Raw genomic sequence first — 22,345 nt, 5'->3', positions numbered from 1 at the left:
CCTTGGGGAAGGGGAGGGTGGCGAAGACGGTCTTTCCGCTCGCCTGGGGGCCGTCGGCGAGGACGCTGTATCCGGAGTCGCGGGCGAGGTGCCGGACGATCTCCAGGCCCCGGCCGCGCAGGGCGTCGGCGGGCGGCATGCCGCGCGGCTGCGGTATGCGGGGGTGCGGGTCCCACACTTCGATGCGGACACAGTCGCTCAGCTCGGACAGGTAGACCCGCACGATGGCACGGGCGGTGATCACCGCGCCGGGGTCCGTGAAACCGAGTACGTCCACGGCGTTCGTCAGCAACTCCGAAACGATGAGCTGCGCGTCGGCGAGGAAGTCATCGTCTAAGTGGCCCCAGCCACGCAGAACGGCCGTCGCGTAGGTGCGCCCGATATGAATGGAGTTGGGGAGAGCGATAAGGGTAAGGGCGTCGTGGCGGAGTATCGGGGATTCTGTCGGGTTGGGCATGGGCGATCCAGGGGTGGTATGTCGGCTACTGTGCCAATGTCCGGCTTCATGTAATTGCGGTCGGCCGGAAAACATGCGTTGCACGATCAGATTGCCCGTGCCCCCGTACCATGAGGGCCGTTATCCCTCGCCAGCGAAGGACGTCGAACGACGGATATGACAGACGCGGGCTTCTGGCTTGTCATATCCCTGTCCTGAGCTACCTGATCTGTCCTAGGAGGAGGCACAATGACGGCCAACTCGCCCAACCTCGACCCGCTTACCTCGGCGCGCGCCGCTTTCGCAGCTGAACTGCGGAAGCACCGTACTCAGCGGAACTTGTCGCAGGAGCAGGTGGCAAGGGTGCTCGCCTGTGATCAGAGCCTCATCAGCGCCATGGAGAACTGCAAGAGGACGCCGCAGCCGGACCAGGCCAGGCGGCTCGACCAGTTCTTCGACCTGATCGAGAAGAAGGTGTTCGTTAAGCTGTGCGAGCGGATTGCGCGTGAGACCCGGGGACCGCGATGGTTGCTCCAATGGACAGATGAGATCGACCCCGTCGCGACGGTCCAGCGGACCTGGGCACCACTTCTTGTGCCCGGCCTCTTCCAGGTCGAGGCATACGCCCGGGAGATCTACATATCGTCATCCGCCGCGCATCCTCCCGAGGCCATCGAGGAATTACTCAAAAGCCGAATGCAGCGCAAAGCACTCCTGCACAAGAATCCACCCGCGGTGATCTGGGACCTGATCGATGAGGGAGTGTTGCACCGACCTATCGGTGGCGTCGCCGTGCACCTCGAACAGCTCCGGTATCTGCTGGAGATATCCCATCACCCAGCCGTCACCATTCAAATAGTCCCGCTGTCGGCCGGTTGTGCTCATGCCCTGATGGGCACCTTCGTTCTCGCCGAGATCCCCGGCCAGGCGGGTGCCCTGCTGCTTGAGTCAGCGGGAGACCAGTACGTGATCACTGACCCGCTGGCCATCGCGCGACTCCAGAGAAGCTACGACACGATACGGGCGTATGCTCAGCCCAAGAAAGAGTCACAGCAGATCATCAGAGGCGCGATCGAGAAATGGGGCAAGGAGGTATGAGCAGGGTCGACTTGACCAGCGCCGCCTGGCGTAAGGCGAAGATATGAGCGAGGCACGCTGGCGGTGGCTGCGTCGAGGTCGCCACGAACATCCCCGGCCTGGTCGCAGTCCGTGACAGCAAGAACCCCCACCGTGCCCCACTGGTCTTCACCCCACACGAGTGGGCCTGCTTCCTCGACGGAGCCAAGAACGGCGAATTCGAGCTGCCCTGATACTCCAGGCGAGCCGGGCGGTCGACGGTGTGCGAGTCCACCAGGTGCGGGCCGCGCAGGCCCGTGCCCAGGAACGCACCCGCATCGCCCGTGACATGCACGATGTGGTGGCACATCGGGTGTCCCTGATGGTTCTGCGGGCGGGGGCGCTGGAGATCAACGCCACCGACCAGAAGACCGCCTCGACGCCGACAACTACGTCTACACCGCGCTGCACGCGGGCGCCTGCGGCTTCCTGCTGAAGGACACGGCCCCGCGCGCTTTGGTCGATGCGGTGCGTACGGTCGCCGACGGCAACGCCATCCTCGCCCCGGCCGTCACCAGGCGGCTCATCAACACCTTCGCCGGGCAACGGCCGCCGGACGTACTCGCCGCCCGGCGCCGCCTCGCCGTCCTCACCCCGCGCGAGGACGCGGTCGTCAGGGCGGTGGCCCGCGGCCTCGCCAACGGCGAGATCGCCCGCGAACTCGCCGTCAGCGAGACCTCCGTCAAGGCCCACGTGAGCCGCGCGCTCACCAAGCTCGGCCTGACCAACCGGGTGCAGATCGCCCTCCTGGTCAGAGACGCCGACCAGTAGTTGATGCCGACCAGTAGTTGATAACGTCGCACGATGCCGCGTACCGACCGAGCCGCGAAGGTGATCGCCGCCCCGCTTGAGCGCGTCTGGTCCGCCCTCATCGACCCCGAGGCACTCGCGGCCTGGCTGCCACCGACCGGAATGACCGGCAGATTCGAGCGCTTCGCCCCCCGCCCGGGCGGCTCCTACCGAATGGTCCTGACCTACACCGACCCATCAGGCGCGCCCGGCAAGGCCACTCCCGACTCCGACATCGTCGAGGCCCGCTTCGTCGACATCATCCCCGGCGACCGCGTCGTCCAGGCCGTCGACTTCGTCTCCGACGACCCCGCGTACGCCGGCACCATGGTCATGACCTGGGCGGTCACCCCCCTCGACGACCAGACCCGCATCGACATCACCGCCGAGAACGTCCCCGACGGCATCCCCGCCGAAGCCCACGCCGAGGGCCTGGCCTCCTCCCTCGCCAACCTCGCCACCCACACCGAGCACTGACCCCAGCCCTGCTTCAAGGCGTCCAACGAGCGAACGGTTACGATCCCGGAGGGCCCTCCTGGAGTCAGATCCACTGCACGCGCGTTATGTACACCTCGCGCTGGGGCTCCAACACCAGATAGGTCATCAGCCCGCGCCCCCCGAACTTCAAGGTCCGCAGGTTGCCTGCGGGGTTGGCCGGGTCGAACGCATCTCCACTCCACGGCGCGAGTTGAAGGAGCTTGAACGCATCCGACAAGTAAAGGAGTGCGTCGTCCGGCAGTGCGATTATCTGCTCCTGAGCGATGGGATCAGGCTGGACGATGGAGTACATCGATGGCCGGTCGGAGGCTCAGAGCTGGACACCGCGTGCGGTAAGGAGTTGTTCCCAGGTCTTGTCTCCCCTGGGCAACGGCTCCCCGCGGGCGGCGGCGGCCGTGGCGTGGGCGGCCCGCTCGTGCATCTCGCTGCGCCCCTGGGGGTCTTTGACCGAGTCACACGCGATCAGCCACCAGGTGTCGATGAAGGCGGCCAGGCGAGCCGCGTCGAGTTGAACCCGTACTTCGGCCAGCACGACGCGGAGACCCGAGTCGAAAGCCTCCAGATCCTGCGGCACGGTAAGGGCGGCACGGATGGCACGCAGGCTTTTCTCCGGCAGCAGCCCGGTCGGCCGGAAGTCGTACGGCTGCGCGCTCATGACGCCCCCTCCCCGTACCGGTCCGCCCACCGACGGCGCGGCCCGGCATGGCTCCAGGGTACTTCAGTGAGGCCCTGCTGAGCGGGTGATCTGAATACCGCCTGGGGGCTGTTTTACCTGGGATGGGGGGCGATTGATCTGGCAGAGTGGGGCATATGGCCGATTCGGTGCGCACGCAGGGGCTTTTCAAGCGTTTCGGGGAACAGGTCGCCGTCGGTGGGGTCGATCTGGTGGTGCCCAAGGGCAGCTTCACGGGGTTGGTGGGGCCCAATGGGGCCGGGAAGACGACGACGCTCAGCATGATCACTGGGCTGTTGCGGCCGGACGGCGGGGTCATTCAGATCGACGGTGTGGACGTGTGGCAGGACCCTGTGGTGGTCAAGGCCAACATCGGTGTGCTGCCCGAGGGGTTGCGGCTGTTCGAGCGGCTGTCCGGGCGGGAGTTGCTGTCCTACAACGGGCAGCTTCGCGGCATTCCCAAGGCCGAGGTGGACCGGCGGGCGGAGGAACTGCTCAAGGTCATGGACCTGGTCGAGGCGGCGGACAAGCTGGTCGTGGACTACTCGACCGGCATGCGGAAGAAGATCGGCCTGGCCGCCGCGCTGCTGCACAACCCGGCGGTGCTGTTCCTGGACGAGCCGTTCGAGGGCGTCGATCCGGTGAGCGCGAACACGCTGGTCGAGGTACTGCGCCGGTACACGGCCTCAGGCTCGACCGTCGTGTTCTCCAGTCACGTCATGGACCTGGTGGAACGGCTCTGTGACTGGGTCTCGGTGATGAACCGGGGCCGGATCGTCGCGCAGGGGCCGCTGGCCGAAGTACGCGGGGAGCGGGGGCTGAACCAGGCGTTCCTGGACCTGGTCGGGGTGCGGAACGGCGGCGGAGAGGGGGACGGGCTTTCATGGCTGGGAGCGGCACAGGCGTAGTGCAAGGCGCCACCAGGGGGCTGACCGCCAACGCCACCATAGGGCTGTTCGTACGGCTCAAGCTGCGGCTCATCGCCGGCAACCTGCGCGGCGACCTCGCCAGGCAGCTCGGCTTCGCGTTCACCGTCGCCCTCGCGGTCATCGTCGCCGCCGGCGGGTTCTTCATGATGTCGCTGCTCCGCTTCGGCTCGCCCGACCTGGCGCGTGACGTCGGCATCATCGCGTTCACCATGATCTTCCTGAGCTGGGCCGTGGTACCGCTCCTGCTGTTCGGCGTGGACGACACCCTCGACCCCGCGAAGCTCGCCCTGTTCCCCGTACGCAGCGGCCCGCTGACCGCCGGGCTGTTCGCCGCCTCGGCCACCGGGGCGTGGCCGCTGGCCGGCCTGATCGTCATGGCGGGGGCGGTCGCGGGCGTGGCCAGGACCGCGCAGGGGGCCGTGCTCGGCGTCGCCGCCGTGCTGGTGCTGTTCGCGCTGTGCCTGGTCACCTCGCGGGCGATCACCACGGGCCTGTCCGGGGTGCTGCGCAGCAGACGGGGCAGGGACCTGCTGGCGGTGTCGGCGATCCTGGTCGTACTGGCCCTCCAGATCCCCAACCTGATGCTCAACCAGGGACTCTCCGCCGACCCGGAGGCGCTCGTCGGCAGTGTCGCGGCGATGATGCGCTGGACGCCCTCGGGCATGGCCGCGCACGCCATCGCCGACGGCGGCGCGGCGGGGCTGGCCGAGGTGGCCGCGCTCGCCGTACTGGTCGCGCTGGTCGGGTGGCTGTGGATGGTCGCCCTGCGCCGGGCCCTGGTCACCACCGACGCCTCCACCCAGGCGGGCGGCAAGGTGCGCAGGTCGCGCGGCGTGGCGGGGCTGCTCCCTGACGGGCCGGTGGCCGCCGTGGTCGCCAAGGACCTCAAGTACGCCCGCAGGGACCCCAGGGGCCGGATCTCCTGGCTTGCCGCGATCATGGTCAGCGGCGTCATCTCCTACTCCCTGACCCAGGACAGCGAGTTGCCGAGCACGCTCGCCACCGCCGTCGGCCCGGCCTGCCTGGGCGCGCTGGTGATGGGCATGCAGTCGGCCAACTCCTTCGCCCTGGACGGCCGCGCGCTGTGGATGAACGCCGTGGTCTACGGTTCGGGCCGGGCGCTGCGCGCCGACCTCGCCGGACGCCACCTCGCGGTCGCGCTGCTGGCCGGCCCGCTGATCGCCCTCGTGTCCATCGTGACCGCGATCCTGTCCGGCACGCCGATCTGGGCGGTGCCCGCCATGCTGACCGCCTGGGGACTGTTCGCCGTCGCGCTCGGGGTGGGCGCGATCATCAGCGTCCTGTGCCCGTACACCGCCCCCGAACGCCTGAACGCCTTCACCGGGGCCGCCCCCGGGCAGGGCGGCGTGGCGTTCGCGGGAGCCCTGCTGGCCATGGTCGTCTCCAGCGTGGTGGCGCTGCCGGTGGTGGTCCCCGTGGTGCTGGGCCTGCCGTGGGCGAGCCTGGCCGCGCTGCCGTACGGCCTGCTCATCGCCTGGGCCGGCCGCCGGATGGCCGGGCACATCGGGTACGCGCGTTTCCCGGAAATTCTCTCAGCCGTCTCCCGCCCGACGTGAGCCAGTGGTCTAGTCCAATTGGTGAGACCGGTCTCCGGCCGCGCGCGGCGACTCGCTACCCTTCGAGGCATGGTCGCCATCGCATCAGCCGAACGCCACAGCGCCGTCGTGGAGATGCCGGACGAACTCCGGGCCGACGTGCGCATGCTCGGCGAACTGCTCGGGCAGGTGATCGCCGAGCACGGCGGTCCCGGCCTGCTCGCCGACGTGGAGCGCCTGCGCAAGGGCGTGATCGCCGCCCGCAGGCGGCAGAAGCCGATCGACGAGATCGCCACGATGGTCGCGCGCTGGCCCGTCGATCGGGCCGTGCAGATCGCGCGCGCCTTCACCTGCTACTTCCACCTCGCCAACCTCGCCGAAGAGCACTACCGCATCCGCACCCTGCGCGCCCGCGACACCGGCGACGCGCCGCTGCCGGAGTCGCTGGCCGCCGCCGTACACGAGGTCGGTCCCGAGCGGGCGGCCGAGCTGGTGTCCGGGCTGGAGCTGCACCCGGTGCTGACCGCGCACCCCACGGAGGCGCGGCGGCGGGCGGTGGCCACCACCATTCAGCGGATCAGCGCGCAGCTCGCCGAGTACAACGCGCCGGCCAGGGGCGCGGGGGAGCGGGCCGAGGCCCGCAGGCGGCTGCTCGAAGAGATCGACGTGCTGTGGCGTACCGCCCAGCTCCGGCACACCCGGCTCGACCCGCTCGATGAGGTCCGTACCGCGATGGCCGCCTTCGACGAGACGCTGTTCCGCGTCGTGCCGCAGGTCTACCGCTCGCTGGACGCCGCGCTCGGCGCGGGCACGGGCACCCGCCCGCCGCTGGCCCGGCCGTTCATCCGCTACGGGAGCTGGATCGGCGGCGACCGCGACGGCAACCCCAACGTCACCTCGTCGGTGACCCGTCAGGCCGTGCTGATCCAGGCCGAGCACGTACTGATCGCGCTGGAGAACACCGCCGGCCGCATCGGCCGCGGCCTGACCGTCTCGGCCGAGCTGGCCCCGCCGTCCGCGCGGCTGCGGGCCGCCATCGCCGACGCCGAGGACGCCCACCCCGACATCGTCTCGGAGCTGGCCACCCGCTCCCCGCGCGAGCCGCACCGCCAGTGGCTGCTGTTCGTGGCCGCCAGGATCGCCGCGACCCGCAGGCGCGACCTCGACCTCGCCTACCGTTCGCCCGCCGACCTGCTGGCCGACCTGCGCGTGTGCCAGGAGTCGCTGGCCGAGGGCGGCGCGGCCCGGCAGGCGTACGGCGAGCTGCAACACCTGATCTGGCAAGTGGAGACGTTCGGGTTCCACCTGGCCGAGCTGGAGATCCGCCAGCACTCCCAGGTCCACGCCGCCGCCCTCGCCGAGATCGCCGCGGGCGAGGTCACCGAGCGCACCGAAGACGTGCTGGCCACCATCCGGGTCGTGGCGTGGATCCAGGAGCGGTTCGGAGTCACGGCCTGCTCCCGCTACGTGGTGTCGTTCACCCGGAGCGCGGACGACATCGCCGCCGTCTACGAGCTGGCCGGGCACGCGCTCGGCGAGCGCGCGCCGGTGCTCGACGTGGTGCCGCTGTTCGAGTCGGGCGAAGACCTCGCCAACGCGCCCGCCGTGCTGTCCGGGATGCTGGAGCTGCTCGCCGTACGCGAACGGCTGGCCGCCACCGGGCGGCGGCTTGAGGTCATGCTCGGCTACTCCGACTCGGCCAAGGAACTCGGGCCCGCCGCCGCCACCCTGCGGCTGTACCAGGCGCAGGAGGCGCTGGCCGCCTGGGCCCGCGACAACGACGTCCGACTGACGCTCTTCCACGGTCGCGGCGGCGCCCTCGGCCGCGGCGGCGGCCCGGCCAACCGCGCGGTGCTCGCCCAGGCCCCGGGGTCGGTGAGCGGCCGGTTCAAGGTCACCGAGCAGGGCGAGGTCATCTTCGCCCGGTACGGCCACGCCGCCATCGCCCGCAGGCACACCGAGCAGGTCACCCACGCCGTGCTGCTGGCCTCCACCGACGCGGTGGGGCGGCGTACCGCGGCGGCGGCCGACCGGTTCCGCGGGCTGGCCGAGCGGGTCGCCTCCGCCTCCGAGCGGTCCTACCGTGCACTGACCGAATCACCGGGCTTTCCGGAGTGGTTCGCGCTGGTCAGCCCGCTGGAGGAGATCGGCGCGCTGCGGCTGGGCTCGCGCCCGGCCCGGCGCGGGCTGGGCGCGCCGCGCTCGCTCGACGACCTGCGGGCCATCCCGTGGGTGTTCGCCTGGGCGCAGACCCGCGTCAACCTGCCCGGCTGGTACGGCCTGGGCAGCGGCCTTGACGCCGTGATGGCCGAGTCCGGCATCGAGGAGCTGCGCGCCGCCTACCGGGAGTGGCCGCTGTTCGCCTCGCTCCTGGACAACGTGGAGATGTCGCTGGCCAAGACCGACCGGTCGATCGCCGAGCGCTACCTCGCGCTCGGCGGCCGGGCCGACTACACCGACCAGGTGCTCGCCGAGTACGACCTGACCCGCCGGCTGGTGCTGATGGTCACCGGGCACACCCGGCTGCTGGAGAGCAGGCGGGTGCTCTCGCGCGCCGTGCAGCTTCGCGACCCGTACGTGGACGCGCTGTCCCACCTCCAGCTCCGCGCGCTGGCCGCGCTGCGGGCCGGTGACGACACGCTGCCGCGGCAGGAGCGGGAGAAGCTCTCCACGCTCCTGCTGCTGTCGGTCAACGGCGTGGCCGCGGGCCTCCAGAACACCGGCTGATCACGCCGCCCGGATCACAAGATCCGCTCGGGGCAGGCGTACACGTTGAACCGCTCCCCGCGCAGGAAACCCGCCAGCGTGATGCCGAACTCCCTGGCCAGCTCCACGGCCAGGGAGGACGGCGCGGACACCCCGCACACCACCGAGATCCCGGCGGCCACCGCCTTCTGCACGATCTCGTAGCTGGTCCGCCCGCTGACCAGCAGTACGTGGTCGCGCAGCGGGAGCCGGCCGCCGAGCACGGCCCAGCCGACCAGCTTGTCCAGCGCGTTGTGCCGGCCGACGTCCTCGCGGGTGGCGAGCGGCGTGCCGTCCGGCGTGAACAGGCCGCAGGCGTGCAGGCCGCCGGTCTTGCCGAACACGCTCTGCGCCACCCGCAGCTTGCCGGGCAGCTCGTAAAGGACGGTGGGGGTGATGCGCGGGCCGTCCTGGACCGTCAGGTACGGCATGCTGCGCGAGCGCAGCGCGTCGATGGACGCCGTGCCGCACACCCCGCACGCGCTCGATGTCATGAAATGCCGGTCAAGGGATGGCAGTTCCGGCAGATCGGCTCCCGCCAGCCGTACGGTCACCGTGTTGTACCGCGCCTCATCCGGCACGTCCTCGTCCGTGCAGTAGCCGATGGCCGCGATGTCCCCGGGACCGGCCACCCCCTCCCCGTGCAGGAACCCGGCGGCCAGCTCGAAGTCCGCGCCCGGGGTCCGCATGGTGATCGCCAGCGTCCTGCGGGCGCTGCCCGCCTGGATGCGGATCTCCAGCGGCTCCTCGGTGACCAGGTCGTCCCGCCGGTCGCGGACCCGCTCGCCGCTGACCTCACGCAGCCGGGTGCGGGTGGTCGGCCCCTTGCGGACGCTCACGGCGCCGGCCTGGCCACGGTGACCATGGCGTTGTAGTCGGGAATGCGGGCGTCGGGAGATCGTCGCGCCTCGTCCAGTAGCACATTGCCCTCCGGCCAGTGGATCTGCAGGTTGCCGGGGGTGAGCGGAGCACGCAGCACCACCCCGCGGAAGGCGCGGTCGCCGGGCCCGCGCAGCTCGATCGGGGCCCCGTCGGGCAGCCCGAGCCGGTCGGCGTCGTAGGGGCTCATCAGCACGGCCTCCCTGGTCGCGCCGTTGAAGCCGTCCCGGCGCTCGTGGACCATGCTGTTGAACTGCTTGCCGCGCCGGGTGGCCACCATGAACGAGCCGTCGGCGCGGGTGAGCGCGGGCAGCGGCACCGCGGAGAACCTGGCGCGCTCGTCGGGAGTGGCGAACTTCCCGTCAGGGCACAGATGCCGCCCGCCGTACTGCACGTTGTCCCCGAACCTCGACAGGCCCGCGATGCCCGCGTAGAACGGCACCGCCCGCTCGATGTCGGCGCGGATCTGCGGCGTGCCGGTGTAGGTGACCCGGTCGGCGTACTCCGGCCGGACGCGGGCGGCCAGTTCGGTGAAGATCTTCCACTCGGGCCACGCCTCGCCGACGCGCGGGCCCTCGATCTCGGGGGAGAAGATGATCCGCCGCTCGGTGGAGGTCTCGGTCACCCCGCCGACCATCTCATAGCGGGTCTGCGCGGGCAGCAGCAGCACATCGCCGTCGTCGGCCGGGACGAGCATCTGCGACGACAGCACGATGTCGATGTGGACGCGCAGCTTCAGCCGGGCCAGCGCCTCCCGGCAGCGCGCGGGATCGGGCAGCACCTCAAGGAAGTTGCCGCCGGAGGAGACGAGCGCGTCCAGCTCGCCCGCGTGCGCCGCGTCGATCATGTCGGTGGCGGTCAGGCCGGGCGCGTCCGGCACCGGGAAGCCCCACAGCTCGGCGAACTTGGCGGCGTTGTCCGGGGTGACCGGCAGCCCGCCGGGCAGCCCGGTCGCGTACGCGCCCATCTCGGCCCCGCCCTGCACGCCGCTGTGCCCGCGGATCGGCATCAGCCCGCAGTGGTCGCGCCCGACGAACCCCTTGGCCAGCGCGAGGTTCACGATGGCCCGCACGTTGTCCTCGCCGTGCGCGTGCTGGGTGATGCCCATCGACCAGACCAGCACCGCCGAGCGCGCCTGGCCCAGCCGCCTGGCCAGGTCGAACATGCTCTTGCGGGACGCCCCGGACTGCGCCTCAAGGTCCTCCCAGGACATCTCCCCGACCGCTTTGCGGGCCTGCTCGAACCCAGTGGTGTGCTCGTCGATGAACGCCTGGTCCAGCCAGTCGTGCTCCACCATGTGCTTCAGCACGCCGTTCAGGAAGGCGGCGTCACCGCCGATGTGCACGCCGTAGAAGTGGTCGGTGATCTTGGTGCCGAACACTGCGGACTCGGCGTTGGACGGCACCCAGTAACGTTCCATGCCCGGCTCGCGGTAGGCGTTGACCATCGCGATCTCGGTCCCGGCGCGCTTGGTGTGGTACAGGTACTTCATCGCCACCGGCTGGTTGTTGGCCGGGTTCGCGCCGATGAACACGATCAGGTCCGAGCCGATCCAGTCGGTGTAGGAGCAGGTCGTGGCCGCCGCGCCGATGGTCTCCTTGAGCGCCACCGTGGAGGGGGAGTGGCAGATCCTGGCCGCGTTGTCGATGGACGCCGACCCCATCGCGCGCACCGCCTTCTGCGCCGCGAAGTAGTTCTCGTTCGGCACGCCCCGGCTGGTCAGGTACGCCCCGAACCGCGTGTCGCGCACGCCGTCCGCGGCGAGCGTCAGCGCCTCGTCCCAGCCGATCCGGCGGAAGCCGGGCTCGCCCGCGCGCCGCAGCACCGGGTACGGCAGGCGGCCGAGGTCGCGCAGCTCCGCGCTCCGCTTGCCCGACAGCGCGGAGACGTCCTTCAACAGCGACACGTCCAGCGCCGGCATGGTGTTCAGCTTGAGCAGCCGCAGCCGGATGTTGCACAGATGGATCTCGTCCATCGTCCAGTCCCGCATCCCGCGCGTGCCGAGCGCGCACCCGTCGCAGGTGCCCTGGGTCAAGATTCGCCACGCGTACCGCCGGTTCCCCTTGACCGACTGGAACGCCTTCACCAGCTCCAGGTAGTTGTTGGGCTTGCGCTCGCCGATGCCGAACGGCTTCACGCTGGCCCAGTTACGCGGATCGAGACGTTTCTTCATAGCCCCATATTGGCCCTGAAGCGGGCATGATTACAGAGTGGCTGAATCGCCGTACACCGATCTGGACCGTCCTCCGCTGTCCCAGGAGGCCCTGAACCGCGCGCTGGTGCGGCCCGGCGGGCTCTGGAGCGGCGTCACAGTCGTGGAGGAGACCGGCTCCACCAACGCCGACATGGCCGCCGCCGTGCGCGCCGGGGCGCGGGGGGCCGACGAGGGTGCGGTGCTGGTCGCCGAGGCGCAGTCGGCGGGCCGCGGGCGGTTGGGCCGTACGTGGTCCGCGCCGCCGCGCTCGTCCCTGATGTTCTCCGTGGTCCTGCGGCCCACCGTGCCGCCGCCCAGGTTGGGCTGGCTGCCGCTGCTCACCGGCCTCGCCGCGGCCACGGCCGTCGGCCGCCTCGCGGCGGTGGACGTACGCCTGAAGTGGCCCAACGACCTGCTGATCGGCGAGCGTAAGCTGGCCGGCGTGCTGGCCGAGCGGGTCGAGACCTCGATCATCATCGGCGTCGGGCTCAACGTCAGCCTGAGCGCCGCGGAGCTGCCGGTGGCCACCGCCACGTCGCTGGCCGTGGAGCAGGCCGCCTGCCTCGATCGCGACCCGCTGCTGCGCGCCGTGCTGCGCGAACTGGAGGCCCGCTACCGCGCCTGGGAGGCCGCGGGCGGCGACCCCGGCGCCAGCGGGCTGCGCGCCGACTACCTGGCGGCGTCGGCCACCATCGGCAGCGAGGTCCGCGTCGAGCTGCCCAGCGGCGCGCCGCTGACCGGCACCGCCACCGGGCTGGACGACACCGGCTGCCTGATCGTCTTCTCCGGCGGCCGGGAACACGCGCTCAGCGCGGGCGACGTCATCCACGTACGTCCCGGCGAAAGCTGACCCCCTCCTGGGGAGGCGCGTGGCGGACACCGCCCGGACGTGCCACGATTTCCGGCATGGGCCTGCCAGATCACCATCTCACCGAGGGCGAGCTGCGGATCAGCTCCTTCCACCCGCACTGGAAGCGGCTGGTCGTTCCGTTCCTCGCCCTCGTCATCATCGCGGTCGCCTCGGGCGCGGGGATGTTCTTCGTCCCCGCCGACTTCGCCTACGCCGCCCACGCCCGGATCGCCATCGCGGTGATCGCGGTCATCCTGCTCACCGTCTGGTCGTTCGTCCCGTACCTCCAGTGGAAGAACACCGCCTACGTGCTGACCACCCACCGCTTCACGATCAGCACCGGCGTGCTCAACAAGTCCACCGACGAGATCCCGATGGCCAAGGTCAACACGGTCAGCTCCGACCAGTCCCTCGTGGAGCGGCTGCTCGGCTGCGGCACGCTCACCGTGGAGTCGGCGGGGGAGCGCGGCCAGATCGCGCTGCGCGACATCCCGAGCATCCAGGAGGTGCGCTCGCAGCTCTTCCGGGCGGTGGAGGACGCCTCGGACGGCGATGTGGACGCCAAGTGAGACCGGGCCCTTGACCGCAGAGCGGTAGTAATGATCATTTGAACGGTATCCGCTGAGATGTGAGGGGTGCACGATGTCGTACGAAGTCCAGGGCGTGATCGCGCGGGGCAAGGGCGAGCCGGTCTCGCTCGCCACCGTGGTGGTGCCCGACCCCGGGCCGGGCGAGGCGGTGGTCAACGTGCAGGCGTGCGGCGTCTGCCACACCGACCTGCACTACCGGGAGGGCGGCATCAACGACGAGTTCCCCTTCCTGCTCGGCCACGAGGCGGCGGGCACGGTCGAGGCGGTCGGCGAGGGCGTCACCACGGTGGCGCCGGGCGACTACGTCATCCTCAACTGGCGGGCGGTGTGCGGCGAGTGCCGGGCCTGCCTGCGCGGCCGCCCGTGGTACTGCTTCGCCACCCACAACGCGCGGCAGAAGATGACCCTGGCCGACGGCACGGAGCTGAGCCCGGCCCTCGGCATCGGCGCGTTCGTGGAGAAGACCCTGGTGGCCGCGGGCCAGTGTACGAAGGTGGACCGGGCGGCGAGCCCCGCGGTGGCCGGGCTGCTCGGCTGCGGCGTGATGGCCGGGCTCGGCGCGGCCATCAACACCGGCGGCGTCACCCGGGGGGACAGCGTGGCGGTGATCGGCTGCGGCGGCGTCGGCGACGCGGCGATCATGGGCGCGTCGCTGGCCGGGGCCCGCACGATCATCGCGGTGGACGTCGATGACCGCAAGCTCGAATGGGCCCGCGGGGTCGGGGCCACCCACACCGTCAACTCGCGCGCCACCGACCCGGTGGAGGCGATCCGGGAGCTGACCGGGGGCCACGGGGCCGACGTCGTGATCGATGCGGTCGGCCGCCCGGAGACCTACAAGCAGGCGTTCTACGCCCGCGACCTGGCCGGCACCGTGGTGCTGGTCGGCGTGCCCACCCCGGAGATGACGCTGGAGCTGCCGCTGCTCGACGTGTTCGGGCGGGGCGGCGCGCTCAAGTCGTCGTGGTACGGCGACTGCCTGCCCTCCCGCGACTTCCCGATGCTGATCGACCTCTACCTCCAGGGACGGCTCGGCCTCGACAAGTTCGTGTCCGAGACCATCGCCCTGGACCAGGTCGAGGAGGCGTTCGCCCGGATGGGCCGCGGCGAGGTGCTGCGCTCGGTGGTGGTCCTGTGATCGAGAAGGTGGTCACCTCCGGCGTCTTCGCCCTCGACGGCGGCACCTGGGAGGTCGACAACAACGTCTGGATCGTCGGCTCCGGCGAGGAGGTCGTCGTCATCGACGCCGCCCACGACGCGCCGGCCATCCTGGCGGCGGTCGGCGACCGGCGGATCAAGGCCGTGGTGTGCACGCACGCGCACAACGACCACATCAACGCCGCGCGCGGGCTGGTGGAGGCGACCGGGGCGACCGTCCGGCTGCACCCGGACGACGACGTGCTGTGGCGGATGGAGTACGGCGACACCCTGCCGTACGCGCCGCTCGCCGACGGCGAGACGCTGACCGTCGGCGGGGTCAGGCTGGAGGTGCTGCACACCCCCGGGCACTCGCCGGGGGCGGTGTGCCTGCACGCGCCGGAGCAGGGGACGGTCTTCACCGGCGACACGCTCTTCGCCGGCGGGCCCGGCGCGACGGGCCGGTCCTACTCCTCCTACGACACCATCATCGAGTCGATCAGGACGCGGCTGCTGAGCCTGCCCGGTGACACCGTCGTGCGTACCGGCCACGGCGGAACGACCACGATAGCGGCGGAAGGACCTGCGATAACGGGTTAGCGCGATGTGGCCCAAAGCACATAGGCACCCTTACCGAAGTAAGCTATCTTAGGTGTGCCTTACCTAAGCAATGATCTCACCTGAAAGGGCCGTCGCCCAACCATGTACGTGTGCGTCTGCCGTGCGGTCACGGAGAACGAGGTCCATGACTGCATCGCGGCGGGCGCCAAGTCCGCCCGCGAGATCCGCGACACCACCGGCGCGGGCGGTGACTGCGCCTCCTGTGTGCGAAGGATCTGTGCGATCCTGAAACGGTCTGAGGAATTGGTACCGACCGTATAGCGCAAGGGGCCTGCCGATGCAGGGCGACAAGCAGATCATCGAGCTGCTGAACGAGCAACTGACGTCAGAGCTGACCGCCATCAACCAGTACTTCCTGCACGCCAAGATGCAGCAGAACTGGGGCTATACCAAGCTCGCCGACTACACCCGAGCCGAGTCCATCGACGAGATGCGGCATGCCGAACGGCTGACCGACCGCATCCTCTTCCTTGAGGGGCTGCCCAACTACCAGCGGCTCGGCACGATCCAGGTCGGCCAGAACGTCCCGGAGCAACTGCGCGCCGACCTTGAGTTGGAGGTCGGCGTCGTGGGCCGGTTCCGTCCGGCCATCACGCTGATGCGCGAGAAGGGCGACATCACCTCCGCGCGCATCTTCGAGGACATCCTCGAAGACGAGGAGCGGCACATCGACTACCTCGAAACCGAGCTGGGCCTCATCGAGAGCCTCGGTGAGCAGCTCTACCTGGCCCGGTTCGCCGAGCCGCCCTCCGCCGGGGACGACTGAGCCACCGGCTCATCCACGGACGGGGGCGCGCATCAGGCGAGCAACGTCGCCTTGACCGCGTCGCGGGCGGCCGGCAGACCGGCTCCGAGGCCCGACAACGCGCGGGCGGCGGCCCCCCGTCCCTCCCGGATGATGCCGAGCAGGATGTGCTCCGTCCCGATGTACCGGTGGCCGAACTCGAAGGCCGAAAGCCGGGAGAGCCGCAGCACGTCCGCCGTCCGGGCGTCGTCCTGCGCGGGCGTGCCGTGGGCGTGGATCGAGTGCTGGATGTCGCGCGGGCGGATGCCCAGCCGCTCCAGCGAGAGCACCGCCACGCCCTGGTCGAGGCGGGCGATGGCGAGCAGCAGGTCTTCCGGGGTGACACTTCGCTCGCGGGCCGCCGCCTCCTCCCCGGCCAGCGCGAGGACCTTCCCGGCCCGGTCGGTGAGCAGCCGATCCAGCGACCGGCGCAGCACTCTTCCCCTCATGCGGACACTCCCGTCAGAGATGTCGATGCACGCCGATGTTACCTTTGGCGTGTTCAACGCATGATCTACAACAGGGGGATCTCACGTGGTGAGCGCCGGTGTGCACGCCTACCTCAGGTCGGTGGCCGGGGAGCGGGCACGGCGGGCCGGGCCGTTCACGATCCGGTTCGACGAGCATGACGACGCCCCGCCGTTCAACTACGCCATCCCCGATGACGACGTGGCTCCAACGGCGGACGAGGTGGCGGCGCTGGTGGCGGCGTTCCGGGAGCGGGACAGGGTGCCGCGGCTGGAGTACGTGCCGCAGGCCGCGCCGCAGGTCGAAGCGGCGCTGATCGCGGCCGGGTTCACCGTCGAAGGCCGCTATCCGCTGCTGGTGTGCCCGCCGGGCGGGGTGGTGGACGCGCCGCTGGACGCCGCCGTTCGCGTCTCGCTGGTCACCGGCGACCCCGGTCTCTGGGCCGCCGCCCGGGTGATGAACGAGGCGTTCGACGCCCCCGAGGCCGGCGAGCACGACGTGGCGCGGCTGCGGCGGATCCTCTCCGGCGGCGGGCTCGTGGCCACCGCCGTGGACACGACCAGCGGCGACGTGGTCGGGGCCGGGCAACTCGGCGGCCCGCACGAAGGCGTGGCCGAGGTGGCGGGCATCGCGGTGCTGCCCTCCCACCGTCGGCGCGGCATCGCGGGAGCGATCACCGCGCTACTGACCCGCGCCGGCGCCGACGCCGGGATCACCGCGCCGTTCCTCACCCCCGCCGACGACGGGGCCGCCCGCGTCTACGCCAGGGTCGGCTACCGCCGCGCCGGGGAGGCCCTGTTCATCTCGCTGCGGTGAGGCGTACGGCGCGGCGTCACCCCCAGCACTCCCATGAGCGGGGGTCGTTGAAGTTCTGGAACCGGCTGACGGCCCCGCCTGGGTACAGGGCCGCGCAGGCGGCCTGGGAGTCGACCAGGGCGCCGTCGCACCTCCAGCCGTAGGCGTCGTCTCCTTCAAGGCGTGCGGTGGCGCCACGGGCCGCGCAGTAGCGCGTGAAGTCCAGCGGGCCGAGCCGGCCGCGCGGGGCGCGCCAGCACTCCCAGGAGCCCGGGTCGTGAAAGTCGCCGATCCGGTCGGCGACGGCCTGCGTACGGTACGTCCAGGCGCACACGTTGTGGCCGTCCAGGCCGGCGGAGCCCGCGCGGCAGTGGAACCCGTAGGCGTCGAGGGCGGCGGTGAACTTCACCGGCCCCCGGCCCGCCGCCCGGCAGTAGCCGTCGAAGTCGGGCTCGCCGAGCTTGTACGCCGGGCCGGCCTGGGGGGCCTGCCCGTTCCACAGCGCGAAGACGGCGAGCGCCGCCACGGTCACCAGGCCCGCCATGGCCACCGCGAGCAGGGCGGCGACGGCGCTCGTCGGCAGTACGGGACGCGCCGGCCCGTCGTCTGCCGAGGGGGCGGGGGCCGGGGCGCGGCGCTGCTGCCGCAGCGCGATCCCGGCCAGCAGTGTGCTGATCCCGCCGAGGACCATGCCGATCACGCTCGCCCGCTGGTCCAGCACGCCCAGCAGGTCGTCCGGCAGGCCCAGCGGGTCGCCCAGGAAGAACCAGCCCAGCGCGGCGACGAGCGCCACCGCCGAGAGCGTCAGCAGCGCCCGTGCCCGGCTCCGCCACCGATGGTCGGCCATCCTTCAACCCTGCCTCTTCTGGACGCCGCGCGGCGCAGTGTTGCGGAGATTCGGGGGATAAGCGAAGACACGCCCACTGGATTGGTGTCTGATATGCATTAGCGATTCCGATGGAATTTTGGATGGGCGGCATTGGGGGAAGGGTTATGCCGCGCTGGCCGGGTGGACGCGCCAAACGGTGGCCGACGGGATATGACAAACCGTCATTTATCAATGTTTGCCCAGGTCAATGGATAGGTCAATGACAAGTCAAACCGTGCGCTGCATGCGGGAAACGATCCTCTAAGGTCCTACGATCGCTTCATGACCTGCGTACTTCTCGCCGAGGATGACACCTCGATCTCCGAGCCGCTCGCGCGCGCGTTGCGCCGCGAGGGCTATCAGGTAGAGGTGAGCCCCGACGGCCCGCAGGCCCTGGAAAGGGCTTTGTCGGGGGGCATCGACCTGATCGTTTTGGATTTGGGCCTTCCGGAGATGGACGGCCTGGAAGTCGCCCGCCGGATTCGCGCGGAAGGGCATGGCACGCCCGTGCTGATTCTCACCGCGCGGGTCGATGAGGTGGACACGGTAGTCGGACTGGATGCCGGAGCCGATGATTACGTCACCAAGCCGTTCCGGCTCGCCGAGCTGCTGGCTCGGGTGCGGGCGCTGCTGCGCCGCGGCACCTCCGAGACGCCGGTGGTGCAGGGCGTACGGATCGACGCCGACTCTCGCCGCGCCTGGATGGGAGACAAGGAGCTGCATCTGACCACCAAGGAGTTCGACCTGCTGCGGGTGCTGGTCAGGGACGCCGGCAAGGTGGTCACCCGCGAGCAGATCATGCGCGAGGTGTGGGACACCAACTGGTGGGGTTCCACCAAGACCCTCGACATGCACATCTCGTGGCTGCGCCGCAAGCTGGGTGACGACGCCGCAAAGCCGCGGTACATCACGACGGTCCGGGGGGTCGGGTTCCGGTTCGAGCGCGAGTAGGCGATGCGCCGACGACTACTGTCCTCCACCCTGGTCGTCGCGGTCATCGCGGTACTCCTGCTGGGCGTGCCGCTCGGCGTCGTGGTGAGCCGGTTGATCGTGGACGAGGCCGGACAGGAGCTCCAGTCCGACGCGCGGCGGCTGCTGGGGGAGGTGGAGTACGCCCGAATCCAGGACGAGCCCATCGACGCCGAGCAGGTCGCGCGCAACTACCCTGACCGCTACATCCAGGTGTACGAGGGCGGCAACCCCCCCCGAGCCACGCTCGTCGGGACCGAACCGCCCGCCGGCAGCAAGATGACCGCCGACGCCCACTCGGAAAGCGGGGTGTGGGTGCAGGTCAGCCGCGACCGCGGCCAGGTCGAACAGGACGTGCGGGCGCGGCTGCTGCTGATCGTGGCGCTCGCGGTGGCGGCACTGGCCGTCGCGGTGGGACTGGCCATCGTGCAGTCCCGCCGGCTCACGCTGCCGTTGCGCGACCTCGCCATGATCGCCGAACGGCTGGGCTCGGGCGACGCGCGCCCGAGCAAGCACCGCTACGGCATCCAGGAACTCGACCGGGTGGCCCAGGTACTCGACCGCAGTGCCACGCGCATCTCCGACCTGCTGAGCCGGGAGCGGGAGTTCGCCACCGAGGCGTCCCACCAGCTCCGCACCCCGCTCACCGGCCTCACCATGCGGCTGGAGGAGATCGTCGCCGCCGCGGACGAGCCCGAGGTGGTGCGCGAGGAGGGCGAGGCGGCCATCGTGCAGGCCGAACGGCTGACCGCGGTGATCAACGAACTGCTCACCGCGGCCCGCAGGCAGCGGCACTCCCAGGCCGCGCCGATCGCCATCGACCCGATCCTGGTCCAGCAGGTCACCGAGTGGGAGCCGGCGTTTCGCAGGTCCGGCAGGAAGCTCATGCTGGACGGTGACCGGGGCCTGCGGGCGATGGCCACCCCGGGCGCGCTCGGCCAGGTGGTGGCCTCACTGCTGGAGAACTCCCTGGAGCACGGCGGCGGCCCGGTCATCGTCACCACCAGCAGCACGGAGAAGTCGATCGTCATCGAGGTGGGCGACCAGGGGCCGGGGATCGCCGACGACCTGGCCTCGCGGGTCTTCGAGCGGCACGTGAGCGGCGGCGGCGGCACCGGGCTCGGGCTCACCCTGGCCCGCGCCCTGGCGGCGGCGGACGGGGGGCGGCTGGAACTGCTGCGTCCGCGTCCGGCGGTGTTCGGGGTGTTCCTGCTGCCGGTGGGCCAGGAGGAGGATCTGCGGGACGCGGCGGAGGCGGGCGAGAACGGCGACGGCCGCAACCGCGCGGTGAGCGGGCCCGCGTGAGGTCAGACGTAGGGTCAGACGTGGGGTCAGCGGGCTTCAGTGTACTCCGGCTCGGCGTTGTCCGGCTCCAGGAAGACCCACTTCTTGTAGGACCAGAACCGGAACAGCGTGCCCAGCCCCGTCCCGATGATCAGTGCGATGTTGTAGCTCAGTATGTCTTCCAGGCCGAGCGTGTAGGTCACGAAGCCGATCACCAGCATCGAGATCAGCAGGCCGACGCCGTTGAGGGCGAAGAACAGCACGTACTCGCGGGCCAGCCCGCTCTGCTGGCGGTCCCGCCAGGTCCAGAAGCGGTTGCCGAGGTAGGCGAACGTGGCGGCGATGATCGTGGGGATGGCCTTGGAGACGAGCGGTCCGAGGTCGAGACCGAAGCGCAGCAGGTTGGAGCCGCCGTAGTCGATGACGAACGCGAGGGCGCCGATCGTGCCGAACTTGGCCAGCTCATGCACCAGGGCCGCGATGCGCTGGTAGACGCGAGTGAGAAGCTGCACGGCTTCGGTACGGTCCTTTCGGTTCGCCGCCCGGGAACCGGCCGGCTGGGCTCTGTTCTTCAGGCTACCGGGGGAGTGGTCGCCTGTGTACGCCTGTTGCTGGAAGGCACCACGGTTGCACTGTTTTGCTAGGAACGAAATATCAGGCTTTGACTGATGTTTCACGATGAATGCGGATAATCTTCGCATCTCCGCACGTTGTGGGGCGACCGCCGGGGTGTCTGGCTACCATCCGAGAGGTGACGGCAATCCGGCGGGAATCCGCCCTCACTGTGACCGGTGCCCGCGTCGAGCTGGGCGGCAACCTGGTGCTCGACGGCGTCGATCTGAGCGCGGCGACCGGCGAGGCGGTCGCGATCATGGGTGACAACGGCGTGGGGAAGTCCACACTGTTGCGCGGTCTGGCCGGCCTCCAGAGACTCGACTCCGGCGAGATCGACGTACTGGGCGGCGGCGCGCCCAGCGACGACGCCGCCTTCTGGGGCGAGGTGGTGCTGGTGGCCGACGAACCCGGCTGGTACCCGGGCCTGACCGTCGAAGAGCACCTGGGGCTGGTCCAGGCCGTGTACGGCGCGACCCGCATGACCGCCGCCGACGCCCTGGCGGCCTTCCACCTGCGGGCGCGCGCCGACGTGGCCCCGCTGAACCTGTCCACGGGCCAGCGGCAGCGGTTGTCGCTGGCCATGGCCCTGCTGCGGCCGAGCCGCCTGCTGCTGCTGGACGAGCCGGAACGCGGGCTCGACGCCGGCTTCCGGCCCCGGCTGGGGGAGATCCTGCGGGAGTACACGGCGGCGGGCGGGACTGTGGTGATGGCCACCCATGACCCGCGCCTCGCCGAGGCCGCCGCCGCCCGCCTGGTACGGCTGGCCGAGGGCCGGGCGGTCGCCCGATGACCAGCGGCAGGAACGTGCTCGCCGTACGGGCCTACATCAGGGCGCGGCGGCAGGACCACCCGGGCCCCCGGACCTGGAGCGACCGCTACGCGGCGGTGTTCGGGCTGGCCATGGCGGCCGTGCTGCTGGCGCACCCGCTGTCCCTCGCGCTGGGCACGGTCGCCCGGCAGGCCGAACCCGGCCGGATCGTGCCCGGCCTGACCCTGGTCGTGCTGGCGCTCGGCGCCTTCCTCGCCGCCGCCCGAACCTTCGGGCCGGTCGCGGTGTCCTCGGCCGACGCCGCCTGGCTGGTGCTCTCGCCACTGCCCCGCCGCGCGGTGCTGAGCCGGTCCGCGGGGATCCTGCTGGCGGTAGCGCTGGCCGCCGGGGCAGCGATCGGGTTCGGGCTGCTGGCCGTACTGGGGCCGGACGGCGGGCTCGCGGTCGCCGTGCTGACCTCGGCGGTGCTCGGCATGTCCGCCTCGGCCGGCGGGATGGCGCTGAACGTGCTCGCGCAGGCCGACCCCGGCTGGGACCGCGCGTGGCCCGCGGCGGTCCTCACGCTCGCCGTGCTGATGGTGCTGGCCGCCGTGTTCGTACCGGTACCGGGCAGCGCCGCCGCCGCGGTCGCCGCCGCCCTCCTCTCCCGGCGCGCCTGGGCCGCCCTGACCCGCCTGCCCGCCGCCTCCGTTCTGGCCGCCTCCACCAGGGCCGGCCACCTGGCCGCCGGGGCCGCCGGACTCGACCCCTCCACCCTCACCTGGATCGCCGAGGACAACT

General features: G+C 70.9%; 26 protein-coding genes and 1 pseudogene. 19 read left to right on the top strand and 8 right to left on the bottom strand.

From position 1 onward, the window contains the following. A partial coding sequence (locus C1I98_RS40455) for an ATP-binding protein (RefSeq protein WP_158558013.1) occupies window positions 1-457 on the bottom strand: 457 nt, incomplete at its 3' end. A 228-nt stretch (window positions 458-685) separates the two neighbouring features. Here C1I98_RS40455 and C1I98_RS13220 point away from each other — a divergent pair. From C1I98_RS13220 to C1I98_RS13200, 5 genes and pseudogenes are all read left to right on the top strand, one after another. Next, window positions 686-1,534, top strand: a complete 849-nt coding sequence (locus C1I98_RS13220; RefSeq protein WP_111167460.1) for a helix-turn-helix domain-containing protein — start codon at window positions 686-688, stop codon at window positions 1,532-1,534. Window positions 1,535-1,623: 89 nt separating this feature from the next. After that, complete coding sequence (locus C1I98_RS43835; protein WP_111167462.1) at window positions 1,624-1,746, top strand: DUF397 domain-containing protein; 123 nt, start codon at window positions 1,624-1,626, stop codon at window positions 1,744-1,746. Window positions 1,747-1,796: 50 nt separating this feature from the next. Then, window positions 1,797-1,928: pseudogene (locus C1I98_RS13210) on the top strand (histidine kinase); the annotation flags it as partial. A 92-nt stretch (window positions 1,929-2,020) separates the two neighbouring features. Then, complete coding sequence (locus tag C1I98_RS13205) at window positions 2,021-2,323, top strand: response regulator transcription factor (protein WP_233507843.1); 303 nt, start codon at window positions 2,021-2,023, stop codon at window positions 2,321-2,323. A 33-nt stretch (window positions 2,324-2,356) separates the two neighbouring features. Further along, window positions 2,357-2,818: an SRPBCC family protein gene (locus C1I98_RS13200; RefSeq protein ID WP_111167458.1), complete on the top strand. Its 462-nt coding sequence runs from the start codon at window positions 2,357-2,359 to the stop codon at window positions 2,816-2,818. Window positions 2,819-2,882: 64 nt separating this feature from the next. Here C1I98_RS13200 and C1I98_RS13195 read toward each other — a convergent pair whose 3' ends face one another. Next, window positions 2,883-3,131, bottom strand: coding sequence for a hypothetical protein (locus C1I98_RS13195; RefSeq protein WP_111167457.1), 249 nt, complete (start codon window positions 3,129-3,131; stop codon window positions 2,883-2,885). Between the two features lie 18 nt (window positions 3,132-3,149). Continuing rightward, the gene (locus C1I98_RS13190; protein ID WP_111167456.1) at window positions 3,150-3,494 is read right to left on the bottom strand and encodes a DUF6247 family protein; all 345 of its coding nucleotides are present in this window, start codon (window positions 3,492-3,494) and stop codon (window positions 3,150-3,152) included. 155 nt (window positions 3,495-3,649) lie between these two features. Here C1I98_RS13190 and C1I98_RS13185 point away from each other — a divergent pair, with 155 nt between their 5' ends. The 3 genes from C1I98_RS13185 to C1I98_RS13175 all read left to right on the top strand — a co-directional run bounded on the left by C1I98_RS13185 (window position 3,650) and on the right by C1I98_RS13175 (window position 8,724). Further along, entirely contained in the window at window positions 3,650-4,420 is a 771-nt protein-coding gene (locus tag C1I98_RS13185; protein WP_111167455.1) for an ABC transporter ATP-binding protein, read from the top strand. Beyond that, window positions 4,420-6,018, top strand: coding sequence for a hypothetical protein (locus C1I98_RS13180; RefSeq protein ID WP_233507842.1), 1,599 nt, complete (start codon window positions 4,420-4,422; stop codon window positions 6,016-6,018). The genes C1I98_RS13185 and C1I98_RS13180 overlap by 1 nt, the downstream gene beginning before the upstream one ends. 69 nt (window positions 6,019-6,087) lie before the next feature. Then, window positions 6,088-8,724 (top strand): phosphoenolpyruvate carboxylase, encoded by a 2,637-nt coding sequence (locus C1I98_RS13175; protein WP_111167453.1) that lies wholly within the window; start codon window positions 6,088-6,090, stop codon window positions 8,722-8,724. A gap of 14 nt (window positions 8,725-8,738) precedes the next feature. On the opposite strand, the gene fdhD is transcribed toward C1I98_RS13175, so the two are convergent. Continuing rightward, window positions 8,739-9,581 (bottom strand): formate dehydrogenase accessory sulfurtransferase FdhD, encoded by an 843-nt coding sequence (fdhD, locus tag C1I98_RS13170; RefSeq protein WP_111167452.1) that lies wholly within the window; start codon window positions 9,579-9,581, stop codon window positions 8,739-8,741. Next, the gene (locus tag C1I98_RS13165; protein WP_111167451.1) at window positions 9,578-11,794 is read right to left on the bottom strand and encodes an FdhF/YdeP family oxidoreductase; all 2,217 of its coding nucleotides are present in this window, start codon (window positions 11,792-11,794) and stop codon (window positions 9,578-9,580) included. The genes fdhD and C1I98_RS13165 overlap by 4 nt, the downstream gene beginning before the upstream one ends. A gap of 37 nt (window positions 11,795-11,831) precedes the next feature. On the opposite strand from C1I98_RS13165, the gene C1I98_RS13160 reads away from it, so the two are divergent. From C1I98_RS13160 to bfr, 6 genes are all read left to right on the top strand, one after another. Then, entirely contained in the window at window positions 11,832-12,665 is an 834-nt protein-coding gene (locus tag C1I98_RS13160; protein WP_111167450.1) for a biotin--[acetyl-CoA-carboxylase] ligase, read from the top strand. Between the two features lie 56 nt (window positions 12,666-12,721). After that, window positions 12,722-13,234 (top strand): PH domain-containing protein, encoded by a 513-nt coding sequence (locus C1I98_RS13155; RefSeq protein WP_111167449.1) that lies wholly within the window; start codon window positions 12,722-12,724, stop codon window positions 13,232-13,234. A gap of 73 nt (window positions 13,235-13,307) precedes the next feature. Next, on the top strand, window positions 13,308-14,393 hold the full coding sequence (locus C1I98_RS13150; protein ID WP_111167448.1) for an S-(hydroxymethyl)mycothiol dehydrogenase: 1,086 nt from the start codon (window positions 13,308-13,310) through the stop codon (window positions 14,391-14,393). Continuing rightward, the gene (locus C1I98_RS13145; RefSeq protein ID WP_111167447.1) at window positions 14,390-14,992 is read left to right on the top strand and encodes an MBL fold metallo-hydrolase; all 603 of its coding nucleotides are present in this window, start codon (window positions 14,390-14,392) and stop codon (window positions 14,990-14,992) included. Before C1I98_RS13150 ends, C1I98_RS13145 begins: the two co-directional genes overlap by 4 nt. 102 nt (window positions 14,993-15,094) lie before the next feature. Continuing rightward, window positions 15,095-15,274 carry a (2Fe-2S)-binding protein gene (locus C1I98_RS13140; protein WP_111167446.1) on the top strand — a complete coding sequence of 60 codons (180 nt, stop codon included), beginning with the start codon at window positions 15,095-15,097 and terminating at the stop codon, window positions 15,272-15,274. A 16-nt stretch (window positions 15,275-15,290) separates the two neighbouring features. Beyond that, entirely contained in the window at window positions 15,291-15,779 is a 489-nt protein-coding gene (bfr, locus tag C1I98_RS13135; RefSeq protein ID WP_111167445.1) for a bacterioferritin, read from the top strand. Between the two features lie 32 nt (window positions 15,780-15,811). Here bfr and C1I98_RS13130 read toward each other — a convergent pair whose 3' ends face one another. Beyond that, window positions 15,812-16,246: a Clp protease N-terminal domain-containing protein gene (locus C1I98_RS13130; RefSeq protein WP_111167444.1), complete on the bottom strand. Its 435-nt coding sequence runs from the start codon at window positions 16,244-16,246 to the stop codon at window positions 15,812-15,814. A gap of 88 nt (window positions 16,247-16,334) precedes the next feature. Between C1I98_RS13130 and C1I98_RS13125 the strand changes: the two genes are divergently transcribed. Continuing rightward, window positions 16,335-17,081, top strand: coding sequence for a GNAT family N-acetyltransferase (locus C1I98_RS13125; protein WP_146607409.1), 747 nt, complete (start codon window positions 16,335-16,337; stop codon window positions 17,079-17,081). Window positions 17,082-17,097: 16 nt separating this feature from the next. On the opposite strand, the gene C1I98_RS13120 is transcribed toward C1I98_RS13125, so the two are convergent. Then, window positions 17,098-17,907 (bottom strand): hypothetical protein, encoded by an 810-nt coding sequence (locus C1I98_RS13120; RefSeq protein WP_111167442.1) that lies wholly within the window; start codon window positions 17,905-17,907, stop codon window positions 17,098-17,100. Window positions 17,908-18,210: 303 nt separating this feature from the next. On the opposite strand from C1I98_RS13120, the gene C1I98_RS13115 reads away from it, so the two are divergent. After that, a complete protein-coding gene (locus tag C1I98_RS13115) occupies window positions 18,211-18,879 on the top strand; it encodes a response regulator transcription factor (RefSeq protein ID WP_012888073.1) in 669 nt (222 codons plus the stop codon). Between the two features lie 3 nt (window positions 18,880-18,882). Continuing rightward, complete coding sequence (locus C1I98_RS13110) at window positions 18,883-20,202, top strand: sensor histidine kinase (protein ID WP_111167441.1); 1,320 nt, start codon at window positions 18,883-18,885, stop codon at window positions 20,200-20,202. A gap of 26 nt (window positions 20,203-20,228) precedes the next feature. Here the strand turns inward: C1I98_RS13110 and C1I98_RS13105 are convergent, their stop codons facing one another. After that, on the bottom strand, window positions 20,229-20,693 hold the full coding sequence (locus C1I98_RS13105) for a GtrA family protein (RefSeq protein ID WP_233507841.1): 465 nt from the start codon (window positions 20,691-20,693) through the stop codon (window positions 20,229-20,231). A 239-nt stretch (window positions 20,694-20,932) separates the two neighbouring features. On the opposite strand from C1I98_RS13105, the gene C1I98_RS13100 reads away from it, so the two are divergent. Both C1I98_RS13100 and C1I98_RS13095 read left to right on the top strand, forming a co-directional pair. Beyond that, window positions 20,933-21,586: an ABC transporter ATP-binding protein gene (locus C1I98_RS13100; RefSeq protein WP_233507840.1), complete on the top strand. Its 654-nt coding sequence runs from the start codon at window positions 20,933-20,935 to the stop codon at window positions 21,584-21,586. Next, the coding region (locus tag C1I98_RS13095) for a DUF6297 family protein (RefSeq protein WP_233507839.1) at window positions 21,583-22,345 on the top strand (763 nt) is incomplete at its 3' end. The genes C1I98_RS13100 and C1I98_RS13095, both read left to right, overlap by 4 nt.

The organism is Spongiactinospora gelatinilytica, from assembly GCF_003236385.1.
GTDB lineage: Bacteria > Actinomycetota > Actinomycetes > Streptosporangiales > Streptosporangiaceae > Spongiactinospora > Spongiactinospora gelatinilytica.
This window is presented reverse-complemented; position numbering and strand designations above follow the sequence as displayed.

Coding starts and splice junctions, on each gene's coding strand:
- C1I98_RS13220 (WP_111167460.1), top strand. CDS start 686: ATGACGGCCAACTCGCCCAACCTCGACCCGCTTACCTCGGCGCGCGCC.
- C1I98_RS13200 (WP_111167458.1), top strand. CDS start 2,357: ATGCCGCGTACCGACCGAGCCGCGAAGGTGATCGCCGCCCCGCTTGAG.
- C1I98_RS13195 (WP_111167457.1), bottom strand. CDS start 3,131: ATGTACTCCATCGTCCAGCCTGATCCCATCGCTCAGGAGCAGATAATC.
- C1I98_RS13190 (WP_111167456.1), bottom strand. CDS start 3,494: ATGAGCGCGCAGCCGTACGACTTCCGGCCGACCGGGCTGCTGCCGGAG.
- C1I98_RS13185 (WP_111167455.1), top strand. CDS start 3,650: ATGGCCGATTCGGTGCGCACGCAGGGGCTTTTCAAGCGTTTCGGGGAA.
- C1I98_RS13175 (WP_111167453.1), top strand. CDS start 6,088: ATGGTCGCCATCGCATCAGCCGAACGCCACAGCGCCGTCGTGGAGATG.
- C1I98_RS13165 (WP_111167451.1), bottom strand. CDS start 11,794: ATGAAGAAACGTCTCGATCCGCGTAACTGGGCCAGCGTGAAGCCGTTC.
- C1I98_RS13155 (WP_111167449.1), top strand. CDS start 12,722: ATGGGCCTGCCAGATCACCATCTCACCGAGGGCGAGCTGCGGATCAGC.
- C1I98_RS13150 (WP_111167448.1), top strand. CDS start 13,308: ATGTCGTACGAAGTCCAGGGCGTGATCGCGCGGGGCAAGGGCGAGCCG.
- C1I98_RS13140 (WP_111167446.1), top strand. CDS start 15,095: ATGTACGTGTGCGTCTGCCGTGCGGTCACGGAGAACGAGGTCCATGAC.
- bfr (WP_111167445.1), top strand. CDS start 15,291: ATGCAGGGCGACAAGCAGATCATCGAGCTGCTGAACGAGCAACTGACG.
- C1I98_RS13130 (WP_111167444.1), bottom strand. CDS start 16,246: ATGAGGGGAAGAGTGCTGCGCCGGTCGCTGGATCGGCTGCTCACCGAC.
- C1I98_RS13120 (WP_111167442.1), bottom strand. CDS start 17,907: ATGGCCGACCATCGGTGGCGGAGCCGGGCACGGGCGCTGCTGACGCTC.
- C1I98_RS13115 (WP_012888073.1), top strand. CDS start 18,211: ATGACCTGCGTACTTCTCGCCGAGGATGACACCTCGATCTCCGAGCCG.
- C1I98_RS13110 (WP_111167441.1), top strand. CDS start 18,883: ATGCGCCGACGACTACTGTCCTCCACCCTGGTCGTCGCGGTCATCGCG.